Source organism: Photobacterium sp. WH24, assembly GCF_019204055.1.
Lineage (GTDB): Bacteria > Pseudomonadota > Gammaproteobacteria > Enterobacterales > Vibrionaceae > Photobacterium > Photobacterium arenosum.
This window is the reverse complement of the sequence record NZ_JAGSOZ010000023.1, coordinates 26,929-50,688: the sequence shown is the minus strand read 5'-3', so window position 1 is coordinate 50,688 and position 23,760 is coordinate 26,929. Positions and strand designations below refer to the sequence as shown.

General features: G+C 49.5%; 24 protein-coding genes. 18 read left to right on the top strand and 6 right to left on the bottom strand.

What is annotated here, in order from left to right; genetic code table 11:
* Positions 1-242: 242 nt before the first annotated feature.
* Both KCG43_RS19705 and KCG43_RS19700 read right to left on the bottom strand, forming a co-directional pair.
* Positions 243-1,826: a DHA2 family efflux MFS transporter permease subunit gene (locus KCG43_RS19705; protein WP_218387064.1), complete on the bottom strand. Its 1,584-nt coding sequence runs from the start codon at positions 1,824-1,826 to the stop codon at positions 243-245.
* Positions 1,819-2,913, bottom strand: coding sequence for an HlyD family secretion protein (locus KCG43_RS19700; protein WP_218387062.1), 1,095 nt, complete (start codon positions 2,911-2,913; stop codon positions 1,819-1,821). Before KCG43_RS19700 ends, KCG43_RS19705 begins: the two co-directional genes overlap by 8 nt.
* A gap of 164 nt (positions 2,914-3,077) precedes the next feature.
* On the opposite strand from KCG43_RS19700, the gene KCG43_RS19695 reads away from it, so the two are divergent.
* Positions 3,078-3,989, top strand: a complete 912-nt coding sequence (locus KCG43_RS19695; RefSeq protein WP_218387060.1) for a LysR family transcriptional regulator — start codon at positions 3,078-3,080, stop codon at positions 3,987-3,989.
* On the opposite strand, the gene KCG43_RS19690 is transcribed toward KCG43_RS19695, so the two are convergent.
* Positions 3,961-4,938: a DUF3187 family protein gene (locus KCG43_RS19690; protein WP_218387058.1), complete on the bottom strand. Its 978-nt coding sequence runs from the start codon at positions 4,936-4,938 to the stop codon at positions 3,961-3,963. The two genes, KCG43_RS19695 and KCG43_RS19690, sit on opposite strands and share 29 nt — an antisense overlap.
* Positions 4,939-5,342: 404 nt before the next feature.
* Between KCG43_RS19690 and rimK the strand changes: the two genes are divergently transcribed.
* The 11 genes from rimK to KCG43_RS19635 all read left to right on the top strand — a co-directional run bounded on the left by rimK (position 5,343) and on the right by KCG43_RS19635 (position 14,987).
* A complete protein-coding gene (gene rimK / locus KCG43_RS19685; RefSeq protein ID WP_192017226.1) occupies positions 5,343-6,248 on the top strand; it encodes a 30S ribosomal protein S6--L-glutamate ligase in 906 nt (301 codons plus the stop codon).
* A complete protein-coding gene (locus KCG43_RS19680) occupies positions 6,235-7,278 on the top strand; it encodes a succinylglutamate desuccinylase/aspartoacylase family protein (protein WP_192017225.1) in 1,044 nt (347 codons plus the stop codon). The genes rimK and KCG43_RS19680 overlap by 14 nt, the downstream gene beginning before the upstream one ends.
* Positions 7,279-7,328: 50 nt before the next feature.
* On the top strand, positions 7,329-8,285 hold the full coding sequence (locus KCG43_RS19675; RefSeq protein WP_192017224.1) for a CorA family divalent cation transporter: 957 nt from the start codon (positions 7,329-7,331) through the stop codon (positions 8,283-8,285).
* Entirely contained in the window at positions 8,285-8,881 is a 597-nt protein-coding gene (locus KCG43_RS19670; protein WP_192017223.1) for a mechanosensitive ion channel family protein, read from the top strand. Before KCG43_RS19675 ends, KCG43_RS19670 begins: the two co-directional genes overlap by 1 nt.
* A gap of 17 nt (positions 8,882-8,898) precedes the next feature.
* Positions 8,899-10,281, top strand: coding sequence for a magnesium transporter (locus tag KCG43_RS19665; RefSeq protein WP_218387056.1), 1,383 nt, complete (start codon positions 8,899-8,901; stop codon positions 10,279-10,281).
* 158 nt (positions 10,282-10,439) lie between these two features.
* A complete protein-coding gene (locus tag KCG43_RS19660; protein WP_192017221.1) occupies positions 10,440-10,835 on the top strand; it encodes a DUF2391 family protein in 396 nt (131 codons plus the stop codon).
* Positions 10,836-11,019: 184 nt separating this feature from the next.
* Entirely contained in the window at positions 11,020-11,352 is a 333-nt protein-coding gene (locus KCG43_RS19655; RefSeq protein ID WP_218387053.1) for a DUF3332 family protein, read from the top strand.
* A gap of 115 nt (positions 11,353-11,467) precedes the next feature.
* Positions 11,468-11,908 (top strand): NUDIX hydrolase, encoded by a 441-nt coding sequence (locus KCG43_RS19650; protein ID WP_192017219.1) that lies wholly within the window; start codon positions 11,468-11,470, stop codon positions 11,906-11,908.
* Between the two features lie 155 nt (positions 11,909-12,063).
* Positions 12,064-13,668: a mechanosensitive ion channel family protein gene (locus KCG43_RS19645; protein ID WP_218387051.1), complete on the top strand. Its 1,605-nt coding sequence runs from the start codon at positions 12,064-12,066 to the stop codon at positions 13,666-13,668.
* Positions 13,669-13,756: 88 nt separating this feature from the next.
* Positions 13,757-14,050 (top strand): antibiotic biosynthesis monooxygenase, encoded by a 294-nt coding sequence (locus KCG43_RS19640; protein ID WP_218387049.1) that lies wholly within the window; start codon positions 13,757-13,759, stop codon positions 14,048-14,050.
* 280 nt (positions 14,051-14,330) lie between these two features.
* A complete protein-coding gene (locus tag KCG43_RS19635) occupies positions 14,331-14,987 on the top strand; it encodes a Qnr family pentapeptide repeat protein (RefSeq protein WP_218387069.1) in 657 nt (218 codons plus the stop codon).
* A 141-nt stretch (positions 14,988-15,128) separates the two neighbouring features.
* Here KCG43_RS19635 and KCG43_RS19630 read toward each other — a convergent pair whose 3' ends face one another.
* Both KCG43_RS19630 and KCG43_RS19625 read right to left on the bottom strand, forming a co-directional pair.
* The gene (locus KCG43_RS19630) at positions 15,129-15,869 is read right to left on the bottom strand and encodes a hypothetical protein (RefSeq protein WP_218387047.1); all 741 of its coding nucleotides are present in this window, start codon (positions 15,867-15,869) and stop codon (positions 15,129-15,131) included.
* Positions 15,870-16,295: 426 nt separating this feature from the next.
* The gene (locus KCG43_RS19625) at positions 16,296-17,462 is read right to left on the bottom strand and encodes a glutathionylspermidine synthase family protein (protein ID WP_192017214.1); all 1,167 of its coding nucleotides are present in this window, start codon (positions 17,460-17,462) and stop codon (positions 16,296-16,298) included.
* A 170-nt stretch (positions 17,463-17,632) separates the two neighbouring features.
* Between KCG43_RS19625 and KCG43_RS19620 the strand changes: the two genes are divergently transcribed.
* The 5 genes from KCG43_RS19620 (at position 17,633) to KCG43_RS19600 (ending at position 20,248) form a co-directional block, all read left to right on the top strand.
* Positions 17,633-17,845: a ParD-like family protein gene (locus tag KCG43_RS19620; protein ID WP_027251232.1), complete on the top strand. Its 213-nt coding sequence runs from the start codon at positions 17,633-17,635 to the stop codon at positions 17,843-17,845.
* A 28-nt stretch (positions 17,846-17,873) separates the two neighbouring features.
* A complete protein-coding gene (gene map / locus KCG43_RS19615) occupies positions 17,874-18,605 on the top strand; it encodes a type I methionyl aminopeptidase (protein WP_237795752.1) in 732 nt (243 codons plus the stop codon).
* A 115-nt stretch (positions 18,606-18,720) separates the two neighbouring features.
* A complete protein-coding gene (locus tag KCG43_RS19610) occupies positions 18,721-19,230 on the top strand; it encodes a GNAT family N-acetyltransferase (RefSeq protein ID WP_218387042.1) in 510 nt (169 codons plus the stop codon).
* A gap of 31 nt (positions 19,231-19,261) precedes the next feature.
* Positions 19,262-19,843 carry a sugar O-acetyltransferase gene (locus tag KCG43_RS19605; protein ID WP_161442600.1) on the top strand — a complete coding sequence of 194 codons (582 nt, stop codon included), beginning with the start codon at positions 19,262-19,264 and terminating at the stop codon, positions 19,841-19,843.
* A 15-nt stretch (positions 19,844-19,858) separates the two neighbouring features.
* Complete coding sequence (locus KCG43_RS19600) at positions 19,859-20,248, top strand: VOC family protein (RefSeq protein ID WP_218387040.1); 390 nt, start codon at positions 19,859-19,861, stop codon at positions 20,246-20,248.
* A 77-nt stretch (positions 20,249-20,325) separates the two neighbouring features.
* On the opposite strand, the gene KCG43_RS19595 is transcribed toward KCG43_RS19600, so the two are convergent.
* Positions 20,326-22,296 (bottom strand): alkyl/aryl-sulfatase, encoded by a 1,971-nt coding sequence (locus tag KCG43_RS19595; RefSeq protein WP_218387037.1) that lies wholly within the window; start codon positions 22,294-22,296, stop codon positions 20,326-20,328.
* Positions 22,297-22,675: 379 nt separating this feature from the next.
* Between KCG43_RS19595 and KCG43_RS19590 the strand changes: the two genes are divergently transcribed.
* Complete coding sequence (locus tag KCG43_RS19590) at positions 22,676-23,704, top strand: AraC family transcriptional regulator (RefSeq protein WP_218387035.1); 1,029 nt, start codon at positions 22,676-22,678, stop codon at positions 23,702-23,704.
* Positions 23,705-23,760: the final 56 nt, after the last annotated feature.

Here is a 23,760-nt window from a genome sequence, read left to right as displayed (position 1 = left end):
ATCATTGATAAACTTAATGATTTTCATCCCTATGGGAAAATACCCATTGAGAAAATAGATTTATTCTCCGGAGCAGTTAGGTTTTTCCCACCAGAAGACGTTATTGAATTAGAAGCAAAAACCTCACCGTATTGTGATGCTGAGCAATGTAGTTAATCGTTTTCTTCATTGAAAAGCGCCCTGTCAGTGAACAAATTGACAAGGCGCACATGATACCAACATGTTGTCTCAGCTTTAATGGATCAACCCTTAACCGGCTCTGCATCCGGTAAAGACAGCACTAAAATGGCGGCAAAGACCAGGAAGCCTGTCATCATCATGAACACATCGTTATACGCCATGATGTAGGCGTCGGTTTGCATGCTTTGTGCCAGGCTGGCTTTGGCTTTCAGCATCGCGGTTGCTGGATCTGTACCCTGTTGCAGATAATGCCCGGCTTGCTGTGCCAGTTGATGCCACGCGTCATTACTGACGCTGGGTAAGCTTGCCTTGATGTGAGCCAGATGTTCCCGCGCTTTGTTGTCCAGCATGGTGGCTATCAGTGCGATGCTGAAAGCGCCGCCCAGGTTACGTAACACATTGGTGATGGTCGAGGCATCCGGTGTCTGGTGCTTTTGTATGGTCTGCATCGCGACCAGCGACAGCGGCACAATGATAAAGGGGCTGCCAATGGCTCTCAGTAACATCGACAGTATCATCTGCTGTCCGCCAAAATCCTGATTCATATGGGTATTCACATAACAGCTGATGCCGAACATGATGAAACCAAATGCCACCAGAAACTTGGGCTTAACAACTTGCGTCAGTTTGGGGATCAGAGGGAAAAGCAATAATTGAGGAAACCCCATCCACATCAGTACTTTCCCGATCTCCAGCGCGTTGTACTGATGGATCTGCGTCAGATACATGGGCAGAACAAAAATGGAACCCAGCAGTGCCATGCCCAGGATCAGATAAGCCAGTCCTGACATTGCAAAGTGCGGATTAGTGAGCAACCTCAGGTTCACCAGGGGTCTGGGATGCCGCAGTTCATTGATAACGAACGCCACTAAGCTCAGAACGGCGATAACGGTTAGCCCTATGATAAAGTGCGAACTGAACCACTCTTCCCGGTTTCCTTCCTCCAGCATGACTTCCAGACAGCCTAAACCGACCGCCATGGTCACGATGCCAGCCCAGTCGGCATTTTTCAGGCTGCTGATATTCATTGGCTGATCATCCAGGCCATAGCGGAGCATGGCCAGCATCAGCAAAGCCGGCGGCAGGTTGATGTAAAAAATGTAATGCCACGACAGATGCTCTGTTAGCCAGCCGCCCAGCGTCGGGCCGATAGACGGCGCAAACGTGGTCGTGACGCCGAACATCGCCATACCTATGGCCCGTTTATGAACCGGTAACAGCTGGACCACCAGTGAAAATGCCATCGGAATCAGCGCGCCGCCACTGAAGCCCTGCATGGCGCGAAAGGCAATCATTGAGCTCATACTCCAGGCGATGGAGCACAGCAGCGAGGACATAGTGAAAATCACTGTGGTGCCAATCAGGTAGCGGCGTGCCCCCAGTGCCGTTGATAACCATCCGCTCAGCGGAATTGCGATCATTTCCGCCACCAGATACGAGGTGGAAATCCACGAGCTTTCATCCAGGGTGGCGGACAGCGCGCCCTGAATATCTTTCAGGGATGAGTTGGTGATCTGAATATCAAGGATCGCCATAAACGCGCCCAGCATGCCGCCCAGCAGGGCAATCCAGTGCCGGAGCGGGACGTCATTCTCGGAGCGCTGATCAAGGGCTGGGTTTGTCTGAGGCAGGGCCTGTTCACTCATGAGCGACCTCAACACTTGCCAGTGTTTCAGCTCCCTGCGCTGACTGTGAGCGGGTATCTATGGTCGCAACCACAGACAGGCCCGGCAGTAGCTGACCGGCGAGCTGCTCAGGGTGTGGGATCACAATTTTGACCGGCACCCGCTGAACAATTTTGGTGAAGTTGCCTGTGGCATTCTCGGGCGGCAGTAACGCAAACTTTGCCCCGGTGGCGGGCGAAAAGCTGTCGACAACACCTTCCAGAGTCTGGCCCGGATAGGCATCCAGCTCAAATTCCACCTGCTGTCCCTGATGAATACTGGCAAGCTGAGTTTCTTTAAAATTGGCTTCAATCCATACTTCCCGGGTAGGCACCAGACTGAGCAGCGGCATGCCCGGCTGGACATACAGTCCGATTCTCAGGCTGCGTTTGCCGACAATACCGTCAACCGGGGCATAAATACGGGTGTAACTGAGATCGAGCTCCGCCTGTTTGACCTGCACCATGGCTTCCTGTACCGAAGCTTCCGCCTGACCTTTCTGGCTGTTCAGGACCAGAAGCTGATCTTTTGCCGCCTGCAGGCTGGCCTTTGCGGCTTCTAGTTCGGCAGCAGTGACTTTCAGGTGTGAGCTGGCATCGTCGACTTCATCCTGAGACGAATAGTTTTTTGCCAGCAGGGAACGGGCGCGGCTGTCTTGCTGCGTTGCACGTTCCAGCTCTGCCTGCGCCGAGCTGACCTGGCTGGCCGACTGGCGAATCACGGTTTTCTGCAGCGCAAACTGGGCATTAAGGTGGGCGACTGCAGCTTGTGTCACAACCAGGTTGGCCTTGGCCTTTTCCAGCGCGGCCTGATAGTCACGATCGTCAATGGTGGCCAGTAGTTGCCCTGCTTCGACTCTGTTGTTATCGCTGACATAGGTTGCCTGGATATAGCCGGCCACTTTGGGGCTGATGTTGGTGATCTCACCCTGTAAATAGGCATTGTCTGTGGTTTCAAAATAGCGGCCGTAACCGTACCAGTAACTTCCCACCGACACGGCGATAAGACCCAGCGTCAGCGTAGCAATAAGAGGAAGGCGTGAAGATGTTTTTGAGGCTTGCTCGGTCATGAGAATTCGTATTGTTGTGATTTATGTTTGGGGCATGAATTGTAAAAAATTATGAATTGGTTTATTAGATAGGAAAAATCGAAAACACTGTTGCGGATTTTTCACTAATGGTGGTGTTACTTGTGGTTTTCGTGCAGGTTGCTTTCTGATGAATGGATGGTGGAATGGATTTAAATGCAATGGTGATGTTCGCTCAGGTGGTTGAGTGCGGGAGTTTTACGCAGGCCGCTGAGGCAATGGATATGACTAAGTCGACGATCAGCAGGAAAATTGCGGATTTGGAGAAAGATCTGGCGGTGCGCCTGCTTATCCGCAGCACCCGCAATCTGGTGCTGACCCATGAAGGGGAAGCGTTTTATCAGTCGTGCCGTCAGGTGGTCGAAATTGCGAGCCAGGCTGAGCTTGAAGTGACGGCAAACCAGGATTTGATCAGAGGCAGGCTGAATGTGGTGATGCCAGTCGAGGTCGGGCAGAAAGTGTTCGGTAAGAGCATCAACGCATTTTTGAAACAGTACCCGCATGTCAGCCTGCACCTTGAGTTAAGCAACCGAGAAGTTGATCTGATTGCTGAAGGGGTCGATCTGTATGTGCAGGTGGGCGACATAAACGATTCCGGCATGGTGGCAAGGCCGTTTCATTCGTCGCGGCGGATCCTCGTTGCCAGCCCTGACTATCTCGCGCTGAACGGAAACATTGAGTCACCGGCGGATTTGGCTGCGCCTCACCATCAGATCAAAATCTATAATGCCGTGAAGATACCGCATTGGGCGCTGGAAAAAGACGGACATCAGGTGCAGATTGAACTGCCGTACCGTTTCAGGGTGAACACTATCACCTCGGCAATGTCAGCCTGCCTGGACGGACTGGGTATTGCCTTGTTGCCGGAGTTTATCTGTCGGGAACACATTGAGCGTGGTGAACTGATACAGATACTGCCAGGCTGGGTGTCGCCGGTTGTGCCGATCAGCTTTGTTTACCCGCAGCGGGATTTGATACCGAACCGGCTTCGTCTGTTTATTGATTACTTGCTTGAGCGCTTTGAGGTGATCACCAGCGTTGCCGATAGCCAAGAGTAATCGCCACATCCGGGCTGTTATCCATATTGAATACATTTTCAGTGAGGACCAGCTCCAGCACGCTGGTGGGAAAATGGTAGCGGTATCCTGCCAGAATCTCGTTTGAGGCTTGTGACAGGGCCGAGGTGGCTTCTGACACACCTTCGTAAAAATGGTATTCCAGCAACACTCTGTGAGGGCCATTGAACTGATACTGCCAGCCTGCAGCTGCAGCATAGGTCAGCGTGTTATAAGGAATAAGTGCCGCCGGATTATGGCGATAAACTCCGCCAAACATGGCGTGAAAGCGATGGCGGTCCAGGTGATAGCTGTAGTTAAGCTGTAAGGCCTGCTCCAGGTTATGGTTATGGAACGGGCCGGAGTCTACATAGTTGTAATACAGGGAGGCGCCGATAGACAGCGCTTCCCTTGGGCGATCCAGTATCTGCCAGCCGCTGTACAGGGTCAGTGTTCGTGTCAGCGTTTCGCCTTTGAAATCTGAATACTCCACTCCGTATTCAGGGATAGAAATATCAAAGCTGTGCCTGGGCACATCCTCACGGCCGTTCAGGCTTATGCCGAACAGGTTATGAAAACCAAACGTCAGGTTATCTAAGTGGCTGTCCAGGGCAATACGCCAGCTGGCGTCCAGCTCCAGTTGCCAGCCGGCTGTGACTTGCCACATTAATCCGGTGCTGAACGTCGACTGATAGTAGTCGGCCCGGTACTCAGGGGTTTCTGCCCAGATACTGGCCGTGGCCGCCGTGGCGTAAAATTCCAGTGACTCTTCGGGTAACGCAAAGCCGCTCCTGAGCTGCGGGCTCAGGCTGTTGGACTGGAGGGGCGATTGGGCATAGGTTTTCAGCGGCCCGAAATCCTGCGGATTTGGCGGCGCTGCGAAGGCTGTGTGCCAAATAGACAAGCCAATGACGAGAGTGCCTGTTACTGCCGGATACTGAAAGCATATCATTCATTTCTCCGGGTGCCGGATAATCCGTTTTTTATCGTGCCTGATTGCTATCGTATACCGCTAAGCTGTTGTGCAATATAACCAATCTGTCACTATAGTCATGGGATAAATTTAGTCATGAGATAGATACAGTCATCAGATAAAGTCAGGATTAAATTTACTTGCGATAAGAGCAGTATAAGTTAAGTCTTGTGTGCAATTTGCCTCACAATTGCAACCCTCAGGCGGAGAACGCTGAACGCTATCTGATTGACTACACTGAGACTATAGAAGCAGGCACTCAGTCATGAGTGTTTTTCGAGTTTTTGAGCAGCATGCTAGTGTACCGGTTGGCACTCTAAGTTGTTGTCCCGGTTGTTCCATTTTGACGTGCAATACCTGCTTATGCATTTTTTGGAGTGACAATGAAAATTGGTATCCTTTCCCGTAATTCAAAGCTGTACTCAACCCGTCGTCTGATTGAAGCCTGCCGTGAGCGTGGGCACGAGGCACAGGTCATTGATGCGCTGCGCTGCTACATGAACATCAATTCCGACCAGCCTTCCATCCATTCCAAAGGTCAGGATTTATCTGGTTTGGATGCGATTATTCCGCGCATCGGCGCCTCGGTCACTTTCTATGGCTGTGCGGTATTGCGCCAGTTTGAAATGATGGGGGTTTTTCCGGTCAATGAATCTGTGGCGATTACCCGCTCCCGGGATAAATTACGTTCGCTGCAATTGCTGTCGCGCAAAGGGGTCGGGATGCCTATAACTGGCTTTGCCAGTAAACCGGACGACATTGGCGATTTGCTTGAAATGGTGGGCGGCGCACCTGTGGTGATCAAACTGCTGGAAGGGACGCAAGGGATAGGTGTAGTACTGGCCGAAACCCGCAAGGCGGCAGAAAGTGTGATTGAAGCTTTTCTGGGCCTGAAAGCGAACATTATGGTGCAGGAATACATCAAAGAAGCCGGCGGCGCGGATATCCGCTGTTTCGTGATCGGCGACAAAGTGATCGCCGCGATGAAGCGCCAGGGCGCTGAAGGGGAGTTCAGATCGAATTTACACCGGGGCGGTTCGGCGTCATTGATCAGGATTACTCCGGAAGAACGTAAGACGGCAGTGCTTGCCGCTAAGGTGATGGGGCTGCGCGTAGCCGGTGTGGATTTGCTGCGTTCTCAGCGCGGGCCGCTGGTGATGGAAGTGAACTCCTCCCCAGGTTTGGAAGGGATTGAACAAGCGACTGGTAAGGATATCGCGGGTATGATAATCAAATACATAGAATCAACCGCAAAACCGCAGAGGACGCGCACCAGTGGCAAAGGCTAGATTAAACAAAGTCATCGAATTTATTGGCACCGAAGTGCCGCCAGGACAATCAGCCACCATAGATTTAGAAGCTGCTCAGCTATATACCCATTCACCTCTGCACATTCCGGTTCATGTGGTGAACGGGCGCTATCAGGGGCCCGTATTGCTGGTCAGCGCTGCTATTCATGGTGATGAGCTCAATGGTGTGGAAGCGGTCAGGCAACTGCTGAATAAAGTGGATCCGTTGAAATTGCACGGTACTTTAGTGGCTGTTCCCGTTGTTAATGTGTTCGGATTTATTCATAAATCACGCTATTTACCTGACCGACGCGATCTCAACCGGTGTTTTCCCGGCTCTGAACGTGGATCAACGGCCGCCCGTATGGCCTACCAGTTCAGTGAACACGTCGTTAAAAAGTGTACGCATATTATTGACTTGCATACAGGGGCGATTCACAGAGGGAATCTGCCCCAGGTGCGGGCAAATCTTGACGATGAAGCAAGTGCCGAAATGGCGCATGCTTTCGGCACCCCTGTGATTCTGGATGCCGCTATTCGTGATGGCTCACTACGGGCGGTAGCGGATGCGGCAGGTATCCCGGTTATCACCTACGAAGGCGGGGAAGCGTTGCGGTTTGAGCCGCTTGTGATTGCTGCGGCGGTGAAAGGGATAGTGAGTGTCATGCGGATGCTGGGAATGATACGCCGGGTAAGCCGGAAAAAAGAGCAGGCATCGCCTTTTATCGCCCGCTCCAGCAGCTGGGTGAGGGCTGAGCAGAACGGAATAGTGCGCTGTGTGGTGGCACTCGGTGAGCGGGTAACCAAAGGGCAGGTGCTTGCCTATATCAGTGCCCCGCTCGGCCATGGTGAAGACACTATGGCTGCACCCAGAGACGGCATCGTTATCGGCCAGCAAATGCTGCCGTTGGTCAATGAAGGGGACGCGGTTTTTCACCTTGCTTATTTCAATAAAGGGGCAAGTTCAGAAGTCGAGCAACAAATTGAATCGTTTCTTGATGAAGTCAGCGATGAAGTTGATATCACCTGATGGGATGTTGAGCTAACCACTCTTATTTTTGCGCACGGGAGGCGCACCTTATGGTCAATTCGGAAACCGCTACAGATTGGTTTATTGATGGTTGGCAGTTAGGGGATACACCGCGTCAACTGACGCTTGAAGATTGCGAGACGCTGGAGAAAGACTGCTGGTATCACTGCCAGCGTGATGCCACCGGGCTGAAGCACTGGTTGTCCAAAGTGGGCGTGCCACCGTCACTGACTTCAGCTTTACTGGCGGATGATACACGTCCGCGCTTCGAGCTGTTGGGGGAGGAGACTTTCCTTCTGATACTGCGAGGCATTAATCTGAATGAAGGGAATAACCCGGACGACATGCTAAGTATCCGGTTTCTCTATTTTAAAGGTTGCCTGATCTCTACCCGTAAATACCCGTCACGGGCAATTGCTGAGGCGCGGCGTCAGTGTGAAGAAGGCAACAGTCCGCCGAGCCTGTTGGCTATGCTGGCAACCATTGTTGATAAACTGAACCGGAATATTGAAACCTTTCTCGACCCGATTGAAGAAGATATTGAATATTACGCAGAGCATCAGGATGAAGCTGATAGCCAGTCACTGGCTCACCTGAACAAACGCTTGCTGAAAATTCGCCGCTTTCTGACTCCCCAGCGCTATGCACTGGATGATTTGCTGCATTCGGAAATGGCGAGTTTGGAATCGTTGCGTATGCCTTTGTTGAACTGCCGTGATCTTGTGGTGCGGATTAACGAGTCGATTAACTTTTATATCGACCAGATCCAGGTCATCAATCAGCACCTGGGCCAGATGCAGTCTGAGAAGGTAAACCGAAACACGTATCTTATTTCGATGATCTCTATTATTTTCCTGCCTATCAGTTTTCTTACCGGCTTGCTGGGCGTTAATATTGGCGGCATGCCTGGTGTGGATTCATCCACGGCATTCTGGCTGTTTTGTATCGCTTTAATAGTGGTTACCGTGTTTGAGATTATTTTGTTCAGAAGGATGAAATTTATTTAATGATAGAAGCCGTTCTACAAAGTCGGTTGGCTTATAACCTGTTTATTATTCTGGCTTTTCTGATTGTTTACGCGATTGCAAAACGTGTCATCAACTTGTGGCTGACCAGGCTGGGTAAGACCAAGATGGTGAGTGAAGCCAGAGTGCGGTTTATCTCTCGTGTTTTATCGTCCGTGGTGTTTTTCGTGTTGTTCAGTGTGGCGGTGATCAGCCTGGGGCTGGGATACAGTGACATTTCACTGTTTTTCTCTTCGGCCTTTGCCGTGCTGGGTGTCGCCCTGTTCGCGCAATGGTCCATGCTGAGCAACGTGACGGCGAGTGTGTTGATCTTTTTTGTGTTTCCGTACCGTATTGGCGATCGGGTCAAAGTAGTGGATAAAGACGATGATATCAGTGGGGTGATCAATGATATCACCATGTTTCATGTGATTATTGAGCGCACAGATGGCAGCCTGGTCACTTATCCCAATAATATCATTTTGCAAAAACCAGTGATTAAGCTGACTCAGCTGGTGGTAAACCCTAAGCCGGACAATGAGCAGCCTGAGGCAGTTGATACACCACAGGCAAGCACGCAGCAGCCAATGCAGCAGTAACCAATGTAAGAAAAACTATGAATGAAGAACAAGACAAAGCAGCGGTGAAAGATCTTCTGCCACAACAGGAACTTAGTCAGTGGGTTGAAGATCTTAACCGGGTTCATGACGAAGAGCAGGAAAGGGTATTCTCAGAAGCCTCGGAAGTGCTGGAAACGTCTGAGCTGGGTTTATTGCTGGAATCTTTGCCTATTGATGAGCGTCTGGCTCTCTGGCAGACCGTTGCGCCGGAAGAGCGGGTAGAAGTCCTGGTTGCCATGCGATCCGATGCGCGGGGGGTGCTGATCGACAATCTCAGCATGCCGGATTTGCGGGCTATGCTGCACGGGCTGGATGCTGAAGATCTGATCGAACTGTCGCAGAGTCTGTCAGATAAGCTGGTGGATTTTGCGCTGGCGAAGATGAGCCAGGATCAGAAGTCCTGGTATGAACAGAGCCAGCAGTATGACGAAGAACAGATTGGCCGCTATGTGGATCACAGCCTGGTGATGTTAACGCCGAATACGCGTGTTTTCGAAGCCTTGCGTGCGGTGCGACGCGCCGATCATCCTATGCTGGATCGCGTCTATGTTGTTGACAAAAAAGGGTTGTATAAAGGCGAGGTGTCATTACCTGTCCTGCTGGCGGCCGATGGTCAGGCCAGGGTGGACAGCCTGGAAGATGATATTGCCTCTCCCCTGAAAGCGGAAATGGACGTTTATGATGCTTCAGAACGTCTTGAACACTCGGACCAGGCGGCGATGGCGGTGGTAGATGAATCCGGCCGCTTTGTCGGGCGCGCTACGCTCCGGCTGGCGATGGAGATTACCCGGGAAACCTATGAAGCCAGACTGATGGCACGGGCGGGTCTGAATGAAGACACCGACCTGTTTGCCCCCGTCTGGCTCAGTGCAAAACGTCGTGCTTTGTGGCTGGGCATTAACCTGCTTACTGCATTTCTGGCGTCCTGGACTATCGGGTTGTTCGAAGCCACGCTCAGCCAGGTGGTGGCACTGGCGGTCCTGATGCCTGTGGTGGCGTCAATGGGGGGCATTGCCGGCAGCCAGACCTTAACCCTGATTATCCGCGGTCTGGCGATGGGGCAAATCACCTTTGGTAACGTGTGGTCGCTGGCCAAAAAAGAGTTGCTGGTTGCCTGCCTGAACGGCGTGCTCTGGGCGGTCGTTATCGCCATTGTGGCGGCTGTCTGGTTCAGCAGTGTGGGGATTGGTGGAGTGATAGCCGCTGCTATCACCATTAATATTGTGGTTGCAGCAATTGCCGGTGTTGTTATTCCGGTGATCCTGGATAAATACGAGATTGATCCTGCCCTGTCCGGGTCTGTCATACTCACAACAGTCACAGATGTGGTGGGCTTTTTTACCTTTCTCGGTCTTGGCAGCCTGTTTTTGCTGGGCTGAACCACGAAGATTCCCTCCCCTTGGCAAGGGGAGGGCTAGGGTGGGGTTCGTGAAGCGGGCACGGGTTTGACGATTGTGCCTTGTAACCCCCTCCTAACCTCCCCCTTGAAAAGGGGGAGGGATAGTCAAAAGCAAAATAAACAGAACCGGAGTGGTCAATGGACTGGAAATTCAACGCTGAAGATTTGGGCCAGATTGTGATCGGCGCCTTTGCCCTGGGCGTCCCCATTTCCTTTTCTGAAGAAGCCTGGCAACTGAGTGAATCTCTTCCACTGCTGAATTTGTCTGTCCTTGTTGTGCTCACCTTGGTTTTTATGGGGCTATACGCTTACCAGTCCATGTTTGGTCAGAATATCCGTAAACGCGTGCCTGTTTTTCTGGCCAGGGTACTTGGGGCCTATCTGATCACTTATCTGGTGGTTTGCCTGATCCTGTTTTCGCTTAACCAGTTCCCACTCATCGATAATTGGGTCGTTGCTGTTAAACGTGCATTGATCATTGCCATGCCCGCTTCTATGGGAGCGATTATTGTGGACAGTTTCGATAAAGAATAAAGGCACTCTCTCAACATACATTCAGCCGGCCAAATCTGATTATGGCAATTATTTGCTAATGTAATTGAACGATGTTTTTTACCTGAATGTATCCTGAATTAGTATCAGATTTAACAAGCTGCTGGTTTAAATCGAGAAGGGTATGATTACAATTAAACCCTGTTTTATTTACGGGTATTGAACAATGAAAAAAATGGCTTTTGTAGCGGTCTCTCTGGTGACTTTATTAACGGGGTGTGCGGGCCAGATGGCAGCAACCAATGCAACCATGAAATTCAATATGGATGTGGTGGATAACCGTTATGCACGTGGCGGCCTGACCATTGCGATGGCGCCGGTTTATGCTGTGACCACAGTGGCAGATTACATGGTGCTAAACCCTATCGAGTTCTGGACCGGCGAAAATGCGGTAACTCAGAAACAGTCTATCTATGACGTTAAAGGTGAAGATTACATCAAGATTAATGATCAGCTTGATGACGATCTTAAAACGGCGCCTATCAAGCCTCTGAACTGAATGATTCGTACTCCTTAACCTGCCGCTCTGCGCTAACGGCTATGGCCCGGCAGGTACTTTCTGCGTAAAACATGCGATATCATGGGCTTCCTGAAACAGAATTCGGAAGCCCGGTATGCCCCATCAGCACAGCACGTTTTCATCACCCAAAGTGGCGGTTCTCGCTGTCACCTACAAAGACGATCAACTCATTCTGGTTCAACGTAAAAATGAACCGCAGAAAGATGGCTGGGGCTTTCCCGGCGGCTCCGTCTGGCCGGGTGAAACCCTGCGTGATGCGGCTGTGCGGGAATTGAAAGAAGAAACCAGTGTGTTAGCGGTAGCAGAACAACTATTGGAAGTGGTTGAAGTCAATGAATTCGATGGTGACAACTGTCACCATCACTTTATTCTGGTGCCTGTACTTTGCCGCTATGTGGCAGGAGAGCTGCAGCCGGGTGATGACGCCAGTGACTGTTGCTGGATGTCAGTGGCCGACATTGTCAGCAACCAGTCGGATCTCATCGAAAAAGTGGCCGATGTGGCGCTGAAGGCTCAGCAGACGTTGTCAGAATAGTACCCAGCCAGCCAGCCAGCGTGATAGTGATGCGGCGAACTCACTTGTATTCTGTGCCTTTGAGAGTCAGTGCAGTTAGTGCATAACAATGTCTGGCCTCTGAAAGCAGTCGCTTATAAAATCGCATCAGCTTTGGATATTCAGACGGACATCAGATGATGCAAACCTTGTTCAGAACCTTTCTGCTTTGCTGCTTTTTTGTGCCGCTCATTGCAACAGCGGCCCCCAATATACTGCTGGGCAATCCGGCAGACCCGGCAACCACAGCAGCAGGGCAAGCGGTGAATGCGGCCTATGATTACAAAGATTCCCTGAACCGCGATACTCCTAGAGGCGCGCTGAAAGGTTTTCTGGAAGCGATTTACGAGCAGGACTACACGAAAGCGGCGAAATACCTGGACTTGCGTTACATGCCTAAAGGAATGAGCGCCAGAAATGGAGAAGACTACGCCAGAAAACTGCATGCCATCATTGAGCGGAATCTGTGGATTAATCTTCAGGACATTGATGATACCCCGGCAGGGGATCTGGATGATCTGTTGCCTGACTATCGGGAGTCGTTCGGCAATATTAATGTTAAAAACACGGAAGTGTCACTCCTGTTGCAGCAAGTCCCAAGCAAAAAGCTGGGCAAAATCTGGAAGATCTCCAATGCCACAGTCGCACTGGTCCCGAGTCTGTATGAAGAACTGGGCTACAGCCCGCTGACAGAATGGTTCATCCAGAATGTGCCGGACGGCTATCTGTTCAAACTCAGCCTCTGGGAAATGACGTTTCTTTTTACCTGTTTGTTAGCCTCATTTGCGATCGTGACGCCAGTCTGTCTGATTACAGCCTGGTTGGTCCGGAAAACAGACATCAAGATGAAAGACGATTTGGCAGGTTTAATCGCCAAGCCTTTGCTGTTTTTTACCGCACTGGGTCTGGATCATCTGTTGCTGTCGAATGCGACACTGACGGCCAATGCCAGAGCCTTGCTCAATAATGGGTATCTTCTGTTGGGTGCCAGCCTGTGGCTTGGCTGGTCTGCGATTGGGCTTTTTCAGTACATTCTTCGTGAGCGTTTAATTAACAACGGCAATAAACAAGGGGCGGCCATGGTTCGTCCCTTCCTGACATTTATCCGTATCATTTTGCTGATCTTTGCTGTGTTGTCCTGGATGGAATACCAGGGTTTCAATGCGACAGCCTTGCTGGCCGGAATGGGCGTGGGTGGTGTTGCCCTGGCTTTGGCTTCCAAACAAACACTGGAAAACTTCATTGGTACCATGATGCTCTATTCTGCGGCACCGGTAAAAGTGGGTAATTTGTGCAATTTCGGTGGGATCCGGGGCACGGTAGAAGAAATTGGCCTGCGTTGTACCCGCATCAGAACCATAGACAGAACCGTTATCCATGTGCCGAATGCCAAGCTATCGGAAATGGAAATTGAAAATATTTCGATGCGGGAAAAGATCCGGTTTAAATCGGATATTCGTCTGGATTACAGCACATCGACCACGCAATTAAAGCAGATTATTGATGAAATAAAACTGCTGCTGGAAAATCATGAAAAAGTCGATAAAAAGCCCCTGCGTGTGACGTTTCGAGGTTTTGGTGCGCACGGATTAGAAATCAATGTATTTGCGTATATTGGCACCAAAAGCCTGCCGGTTTATCAGGTGGCCGCCCAGGAAATCCATTTAGGCATTATGGAAATCGTCGAAAAGCAGGGCTCCAGAATCGTACCAGCTACTTTTGATGCCCAGCTTCTGTCGTAATGATATACCGACTTCCGGGCTGTGGCCCGTATCGGCACCTCAGAAGGTTCGGACACGAATGTTCAGATGAAAAGCAAAGGAGAGATAAATGTTTGCAGTGATTTTCAAGGCGACAACAGGTGAGCAGGACAGCCAGTATACCGAGATGGTCAAAGTGATGCGGGATCTGGCATTTGAAAAATATGGGTGCCTGGACTTTATCGCTGTGACAGAAGGGGATCAGGAAATTGCGATTTCCTACTGGAACGCCGAAGAGGATATCCAAAACTGGCACAAAGACAGCCAGCATTCACTGGCCCAGCAATTTGGCCGTGAAAAGTGGTACGCCTCCTACACTGTGCAGGTTGTGGAAGTGAAGCGGCAGTACAGTTTTAATGAGTAATTCTATCAGGTTGAATTCATCTGTGCTGTTAACGATTTCTTGCAGCACAGTTTGATACATCTACCCAGGGAAAATCATCTCCCTGCGCCCTCCTACGCAGGTAAACTTTTTTCTTTGCCCGCGGTGTCGATGGGTTGGCTTTGCGCTTCACCACAGGCTGGTTTGGTGCCTTAAAATGGCAAAATAAGGGTGTTTTAAATTATTGTTTTTTAATGGTTTGTTTTTCTTACCCTCAAACATTCTAAATGCTAGACTCTGAATCAAATTAGTGGAGGCGATGATGTATAAAGAGAATGAACTATTTAATCAGGTTAGTTTTTCCCGCCAGGATTTATCAGAAGCTGTATTCAAACGCTGTCAGTTTTACCGTTGTGACTTTAGCCGAGCAAATTTAAGGGATGCAGTTTTTGAAAACTGTAAGTTTATTGAGCCGGGGGCTATCGAAGGCTGTCATTTTGACTATTGCGATTTGCGTGATGCGAGTTTTAAAAACTGTCAGTTAGCTTTAGCAAACTTTAAAGGTGCAAATTGCTTTGGTATTGAATTGCGGGATAGTGATCTGAAAGGTGCCAATTTTATTCAGGCGAGTTTTGTGAATCAAATCAGTCATCAGATGTATTTTTGCTCTGCTTTTATTACCGGCTGTAATTTAAGCTATGCCAATTTTGAAAGTCAGTGCCTTGAGAAATGCGATCTATTTGAAAATAAATGGTATGGGACGAACTTACGGGGGGCATCTTTGAAAGGGTCGGACTTATGCAGAAGTGTTTTCTCTGAAGACTGCTGGGTACAATTTTCTTTCCAGGGTGCAGATCTTAGCTATTCAGAACTTGATGGTCTCGATCCCCGAACAGTCGATTTAACGGGTGTGAAAATCTGCGATTGGCAGCAAGAGCAATTGCTGGAGCCTCTCGGTATTGTCGTTCTGCCGGGTTGATGCGTTTTTAAAGCTGTGAAACGACGCCGTTAGCCAAGGCTAGCGGCGTACGTGAAGAATCCACGGAGACGGAAAGATTAACTTATTAATTCACATTGAAAAGCCATCAAACCAGCAGTGCTGATACTTCAGGGATAAGGTTTATTCAGCAGTGCTCGAACTAAAATGGACAGACTTAATATCAACCCATTGATTGTTGCCGGTGTAATCGTTTTGATTATCCTGTAAAGAAAGGATAGGTTGCTGAGTAAAGATACCAGGCTCAGGGACATAGTCACTGCTCGCGTCAGTCAGACCATCGGTGAGTGCCACATTCATCGGTGTATTGGCATCAATCAATCTCAGTTGCTGCATGAGTTGATCTAATTGTGGCAACGAACCGGACAGGCTTCTATTCGTGCGTAAGATGATTTTCTGCTCGGTTAATTGATCGTTCACTAAATGTTGGTGCGTTTTCACACCACCGAGTTTACTGACATAATTTGTATTGGATGAACCAATAATGACCCCGCTCATTTCGCGGAATGTGATCATGGTATTGCTGCTGTTTAACTGAACTAAATAATCAGCGCTATAAGCCCATGAACTGATGATATCTGTAAAACTACCAGATGCATTCCCTGCGATAATTCGAATATCTCCATCATCAAAAAGGCCATTTTGATTGACATCAAAAGTCATTTCTATGTTTGATTGATGAATCGGCTCTTGAAGTGGGTGGTAAAGTCCAATTTCGATATCAAACCAATCTGTAATCTCCTTCGAATAACCTTCGGCAGTTTTTGTCAAACTATCACTTACATTTCCCAGGTTTTCTGTCGAAGAACCCCCACAACCCATTAATGTGACCAAAGAAAGGGCTGATAACAGCTTTATTTTCACGATATTTTCCTTACTCGTTTTTATTTTAAAAAGAGCGACTGACCAGCCTTGAAGGCATAAGGCGCATTATGCCTTTCGACCCATTCCTGAATGGTGTGCAAGCAGACCAGAGCGCGAAACATTTTGGTAAGCATTTCAAGCGAGCTAGTATCTATGCAAATTTTATTTAACACAAGCCATTGATCTATATATATTCAATTGGTTGATATTAAATCAGTGTTATTGCGATAAAGTAACCTTTCAGTCTGTTTATTGTGCAATGTGTCTTCCTGAAAAGGATCAGGAAATTCATCTCTTTCAAGATTAATATCAAGTCTGAATAGATGTCGCGAGAAGGAGTGGTTTCAAGCCTGGTTGTTTTGTCGTCTGAAGTGACTGGTTTGAACAAAACGGCGGGTTCAACCGCCGTACAATATGACAACTTTTTTAATCCAGAATGATATGAGGAATAAACATCGAGGTATCTTTGGTGATGTAACCTGTATCTTCCCGGATCGTCAGTCCGGCGGGTTCGTCATTGATTAACCAGCTGCCGATGAGCATATGGTTGTTACCAAAACGGGGTAAATGGGTATATTGCTGGACTATATAGCCTTCGTCGCCGTACGGCCCCGGCTCATGTTGCAGTATTTCACCGGCACGATGCACGCTGATGTTGGCACCTTCGCGACTGAAAATCGGTTTTTTCACAAAATCCGTCAGGCTTGCGGCTTTGGGATCATCAGAAAAGTAGGCGGGCAACAGGTTCGGGTGGTGAGGAAACATTTCCCACATCAGCGGCAGAATGGCCTTATTTGAACTGATGCTTTTCCACATAGGTTCCAGCCAGTTGACATTGGCGGTGTGCAGATACGCGGCATACTCTTCCCGGAACATGAACTCCCACGGATAGAGCTTGAACATCCAGCGAATGGGGTTGTCGTCCAGATCGGTAAACTCACCGTCCTGATTGATACCTATGTCTTCAACGTACACAAACGCGATTTTCAGTCCGGCTTCTCTGGCGCAGTCTTCAAGATACTGCACTGTATCTCTGTCTTCCACGCTGTCACGGCAGCAGGCAAAATGCAGTGTTTGGCCCGGCTGATAGCTGCCTAATGCCGCCATGCGCTGAATCATCAGCTCCTGAATCAAATTGTACTGATCGGCGCGCCTTGGCAGTTTGCCGGCATTGACCTGATCTTCAAGCCACAACCATTGCCAAAAGCTGGCTTCGTAAAGTGACGTTGGTGTGTCGCTGTTAAATTCGAGCAGTTTTGCCGGGTGACGGCCGTCGTAGGCAAAATCCAGTCGCCCATACAAACTGGGTGCTTTTTGTTTCCACGAGCTGGCGATCAGATCCCACATGTTTTCCGGGATCTGAAACTTTTTCAGTAAGGCTTCATCGCGGATGACTTTATCGACGGCTTCCAGGCTCATTTGATGGAGTTCGGCGGTAGGTGCTTCCAGTTCACTTTCAATCTGCTGCAAACTGAACTGAAAGTAGCGGTCTTCGACCCAATACGGTTCGCCTTCCAGGGTATGAAAACGAAATCCAAATTCATCTGCCAGCATTTTCCAGTTGGGGCGGGGGGTAATAGGAACCTGAATCATAGTGCTGCTCGAATGGTCAATCAGGCCGACATTATCATGGGGGACGGATGAGAAAGTAAAGATTCCCTGTGTATGAAAAGTCCGACTTGGATCATGATCGCATAACATTGATGAGAATATACGTTTCGTATACACTTCGTTTATTCAATGTATATCATTCAGGGCACCCTATGGGGATTGTAAAAATATCGGATGAACTTCATGAGGAAATCCGCAAAGCCAGCAGCACGATGTCGCGTTCCATTAATGCTCAGGCCGAGTTTTGGATAAAGATGGGTCTGCTGGCCGAAATGAACCCGACACTGACGTATAACGAACTGATTCGCAAACTGTTACTCAGTGACGCGGGATCAGTACAGGAATTAATGAGTGAACAAAATTAATATTAAAACCGCGCAAGAAATTGAATTGATGCGGGAATCTGGCCGATTGTTAGCCTCGGTATTTTCGATGCTGGATAACTTCGTGGCTGCCGGTGTATCGACCATGGCGATTAACGATAAGGTCGACGCTTTTATTACCGACGCATTGTCTGCCCGACCAGCCAGTAAAGGCCAGTATGATTATCCGTATGTCCTGAATGCGTCGATCAATGAAGTTATCTGTCACGGTATGCCGGATGAAAACCGTGTGCTGAAAGATGGCGATATTATCAATCTCGACATCACACTGGAGAAAAATGGCTTCATTGCCGATTCCAGTAAAATGTATTGCATAGGTAAAGTTCAGCCACGTGCGTCCCGGCTGGTAAAAGCAACCTACGAAGCCATGTGGCAGGGTATCGCGCAGGTGAAGCCAGGGGCGACACTGGGTGATATCGGTTATGCGATTCAAAAACATGCGGAAAGTCATGGCTATTCTGTGGTCCGGGAATATTGCGGTCATGGCATAGGCCGGGAAATGCATGAAGAACCCCAGGTGCTACACCATGGGCTGAAAGGACGCGGGTTGCGACTGCAGCCGGGCATGACATTCACCATTGAACCCATGATCAATGAAGGCACATACAAAACCAAAACCAAGAAAGACGGCTGGACCGTGGTGACGAAAGATAAAAAACTGTCGGCGCAATGGGAGCATACAATACTGGTGACAGAAACCGGTTATGAAGTACTGACGCTGAGAGAAGAAGAAAAGCACTGACGGGTATTGCCAACGCAATAGAGACCCCATTACGTCTGACTGGCTGTTTGATGGCATTGGAATCCTTGCCAGATAGCCGACTCTTCATGGTTACATCAATATCGGAATAACTAGCATGGTAGCAATCACCACGGAACGTCTGACGATCAGGCCGCTAACGGCGGCAGATGTCGATTTCATTTTTGAACTGTATAACACCCCGGGCTTTAAACGTTTTGTCGGCGATAAACAGCTCCATACTCGTGAGGATGCGTTGAATTATCTCGAAGCATCGCTTATCAGTATGTACCAGACAAAAGGGCTGGGACTCCAGCGCGTTGCATTGAAAAGCGATGATACACCTATTGGCATCTGCGGCCTGATCAAGCGTGATTCTCTGGAAGACATTGATTTAGGGTACGGCTATTTACCCGGTTTTGAGGGAAAGGGATATGCCGTTGAAGCCGCCCGGAGCACGCTGTGCTTTGCTCGCGATGAGCTCTCTTTGACCCGCCTGGTTGCTATAACCGATTCAGAGAACCGCAGATGCATTGATTTGCTGACCAGGCTGGGTTTCCATTACGAGACGAACCATGAAACCTTGCCTGACGGCGGGTTGCTTGTGCTGTATGGCATTGAGCTGTGAATAAATAAAGGAGTACACAGTGTCTGAATCAATGACAGAGAAAGAAAAGATGCTCGCGGGTCTGGCATACAGTGGCAGAGATGCCGAGCTGGTCAATGACCGTCAAGAAGCCAAAGTCATGTGTCACCGTTTTAATCTGGCCGATCCGCGCGATTCGCAAGCCAGAATGGCGATTCTGGCAGAAAGGGTACAATTTTCCGGCGATGCCCATATGGAACCGTCTTTTTACTGCGACTATGGTTATAACATTGTGCTGGGCGCTAATTTTTATTCGAACCATAACCTGACCATACTGGATGTCTGCAAAGTGACTATCGGTGAGAATGCGTTTATTGGCCCTAACGTCATGATTTCCGCAGCCTCTCACCCTATCGATCCCGTTGAGCGGCTGCATGGGGAAGACGGTGCGCCGGTGTGGATAGGTGACAATGTCTGGCTGGGAGGCAATGTGGCCGTTTTGCCTGGCGTGCGTATTGGGCATAACTGTGTGATTGGCGCTGGCAGTGTTGTCACCAGAGATATTCCGGATAACAGCGTTGCAGTGGGTAACCCATGCCGTGTTGTCAGAGAGATCACACCGTCTGAGCCATCAGCTGTGATGGCCGGCGGCTAATCAGGGAGAAATATTGTGCCGCAAGCGATTCTGACTCATCTGATGTTCGAAGGGGATGCCGAAGAGGCGATGAATTTCTATATCAGCCTGTTTACCGGATCTGAAATTCGTCACATTGAGCGTTACCCGGATGGCGAGTCGAAAGGCATGGTCAGGCAGGCCCGTTTTGTGCTTGCAGGCCGGGAATTCATCGCTATCGATTCGTTCATTTCGCACCATTTTACGTTTACGCCTGCGATGTCTGTCTTTGTTGACTGTGAATCGGCAACCGAGTTTGAGCGGGTTTACGCCTCGCTCACCGAAGGCGGTAATGCCCTGATGCCTGCAGATAATTACGGTTTCAGCCAGCGTTTCGGCTGGGTGACGGATCGTTTTGGGGTGTCCTGGCAGATTAACCTGCCTTGAGCCGGATGGAACCGGAAAATGAAAAAAGCCGCTGAATGTCAGCGGCTTTGCAGAATGAAACACAGAGTAGCCTGCGATTAAGGCGTGGCAATCTTAAACCAGAACGGGAATTCGTCCATCATGCCCATCAGCTGACCAAAGGCCTGAACATTGCCTTGGGTTGTGACCTTACCGTCTTGCAATAGTTGCTGGAAGCTTTGCTGTTTAATCAGCATGTTGTCCATATCGCTGCGGTTAATGGTGATGGTGACATCGGCGTTATCGCTTTGCTGGCCTTTGATGTTATTCAGGTGGCTGTTTTCCAGCTCCAGCAGATAGCGTTCATCACGATCCGGGAACACAAAGTTAAGTGTGAGTTTTTTCCCTTCCGCTTTTTCTGCGTTCAGGCGCACACCCAGATAGTCGAAAATCAGATCTGTACTCATTGCGCTGACAAAGTCGGGGCCAACACGGGTGGCCCGCGCATTGGTTGGCATACCATTACGTAATTCGTAAGCACCGACCAGATAGGTGTTTCGCCAGCCAGCTGATTCAGACTGGTAGCCCAGTTGCTCAAAAATATCAGCCTGAAGCAGGCGAGCCTGCTGGTTGTCAGGATCGGCATAAATAACCTTGTTCAGCACTTCTGCCGCCCAGCGGTATTCACCTTTATCAAAGCTGGCTTTTGCCCGTTGGATGATGGCATCGGCACCGCCCATCGCCTCGACATATTTGGGTGCAGAGTCAGCCGGACTGAGCGGGTTCAGGCTTGCCGGGTTCATGTCGAAGAAACCCAGATATTTGTTGATAACGGCCCGGACATTGTGTGAATACGAGCCGTGGTAGCCACGGTTGTACCATTCGTTGGCGAGAGAGTCCGGTACTTCAAATTCGTTATGGATCTCGTTGATGGTGACGCCTTTGTTGGCCAGGTTCAGGGCATGGTCATGAATGTAACCGTACATGTCACGTTGCTTTTTGAGTACGTGTATCAGGTAGTCATTGCCCCACCGCGGCCAGCTATGTGAAGCAAACATCACGTCTGCCTCTTTGGCCACACCATGGATCAGGCTGTTAATGTACTTACTCCAGCCTTGAGCATCCCGCACCTCGGCGCCACGCAGGGTATAGACATTGTGCATGGTGCCAATGACGTTTTCGGCTGTCCATAATGCTTTAAACTGCGGAAAATACGTGTTCATTTCCGATGGCGATTCAGTGTTCGGGGTGTTCATGAATACCATCTTAATGCCGTCAATCGTGACGGTTTCGGTATCCTGACTGATCTCTCGGGTTGGCTTGATCAGACCAATCACGCCCAGGGATGCCCCCTTACCAATGGCAGCATCAACGACACCTTTCGGGCCGATAGGCAGTGCGTTGGCATATTGGTAAGTTGCGCGGCGTGTCATGGCATTACCGGCCAGCACATTTTCTTTAATCGCGTGCTCCATGAAATGACGGGGGGCAATGATCTCGACTTCACCGCTGTCGACTTGCTCTTGAGAGACCACACCTTTCACCCCACCAAAATGATCAATGTGCGCATGGCTATAAACCACGGCATGAATTGGGTAGTTGCCGAGCTCTTTTGTTACCAGTTCGAATGCCGTTTTGGCTGTCGGTGGCGTCAGCAGCGGATCGAACACAATCCAGCCGGTATCGCCTTTAATGAAAGTAATGTTGGAAATATCGTAACCACGCACCTGATAAATACGATCCGTGACTTGATACAAGCCGTAGGCCATGTTCAGTTTGGCCTGACGCTCCAGGCTGGGGTTAATCGTGTCGATTGATTTATCACCCATCAGAAAATCATAGTTGCCCAATTCCCAGACAACGGTGCCGTTCTCATCCTTGATGGTGACTGCCTCCGGGCGCTTTATCAGGCCTTTCTCAACCAGTTCAAAATCTTTGGTATCGGAAAAGGGCAGTCTGTCTCTCTGCTGCTTTTGATAAGCTTTTGTAAAGGGAGTGGCATCTTTCGCTTCTGTGTTGAGATCGGCGGCAAAAACGGATTGAGAAAAGACAGCCACAATCATACTGGCGACTAAAGTTCTATGGCGCATAGATCGTCCTTGTTAAATGTCGTAGAGATAAGGCGTTCAGGGCGCGATTGTTTCTACCCTGACAGGCCATGCAGGCTCATTCAGTCAATTAGCTTATAGGACGACTGTCTTATCGAGTTCTCAGTTCACGCCATTTTATGTTGCGCGGGTGCTGGTTGTTAATAAAATGTGTCATTGATGTGGGGGGTGTCAAATGTCAGCTTCAGTGTGAGACTTTGTTCTTCGCTGGCTTTTGGCAATACCTGGGTTTGTCGGTGAAAGTGTGCGTCTGCCAGAAAAGCTGACTGAGTGGTCAGTCCACAATAGCAGCATTTTATGGCTAAATGACATGGCTTGTGACAGGACGCTTTCGATGTGAACAGTGAGGCGATATACGCGTATGAATGCTTATTACTCAACCCTGAGTGGCTGGTTGATCCCTTTTAGCCGCATGATGGCTGCGAACCAGATAAACGAGCAACAGGCATTGTCGGCTTGCGGGATTTCTCCGAATGAGGTGTTGCACCAGGAAAGCCGCATCGGGATAGAAAAAATCACCAAGCTATTGCAGTACTGCAATCAGCGGTTACCACGCCAGGATGTCAGCGTGCAGGTGGCCCGCAATTTTCATCCCAGTGTGTTCTACGCGCTTGGCTACGCCATGATGTCATCCAGTACACTGAAAGATGCACTGGAACGAATAGCCCGCTATAAAAGAGTGGTATCCAATACCTGTTCGATTGAGTTGATTGAGTCTGCAGAGCAGGTCGTATTCCGAATGAATATCGTCTGCCACGCGGGTAGCCATACCCCGGTTATACCGGACATAGTTGCTGAAACCTTTTTAGCAACCATGGTGCAATTTGCCAGGGATATGGTTCCCGGCGATTTGCACCCGGTCAGAGTGTGTCTGATGGCGGCCGATCAGGGGCAGACTTTTCTGAGTGAATTCATGGGCTGTGAGATCCTCTACGGCCAGGCAATGAATGCGGTGGTTTTTGACAGTGAGCAGGCTTCACGGCGGCTCATTACCGGTAATTCCTTGCTGGCACAAACCCATGAAAAAATGCTGGACGAATTTCTGACGCGGATGGATAAAAATGATCTGATTCAGATTATTCGCAATAAGCTTTGCCAGTTATTACCTATGGGCGTTCCCACTCAAACCGAGATCGCGGAATCTATGGGGATCAGCCTGCGTAGTCTGCAACGAAAGTTACAGGATAAAGGGACATCGTTTACCGATATTCTGGAAAGTACCCGCAAAAAGCTGGCGCTGGAGTATATTGAGCAACCGCATCTGTCATTGGGTGAGATTGGTTATCTGGTGGGGTATTCCAGCGTGGGGAACTTTAACCGGGCCTTTAAGCGCTGGACGGAAGAAACGCCGGGCCGCTACCGCAATCAACTCTCTGAGCAAATCCGGTAGCGTATTCATCGCCTCGCTGCAGGAACAACCGGCTGAGTTTCGCAGCCGGTTTTTAA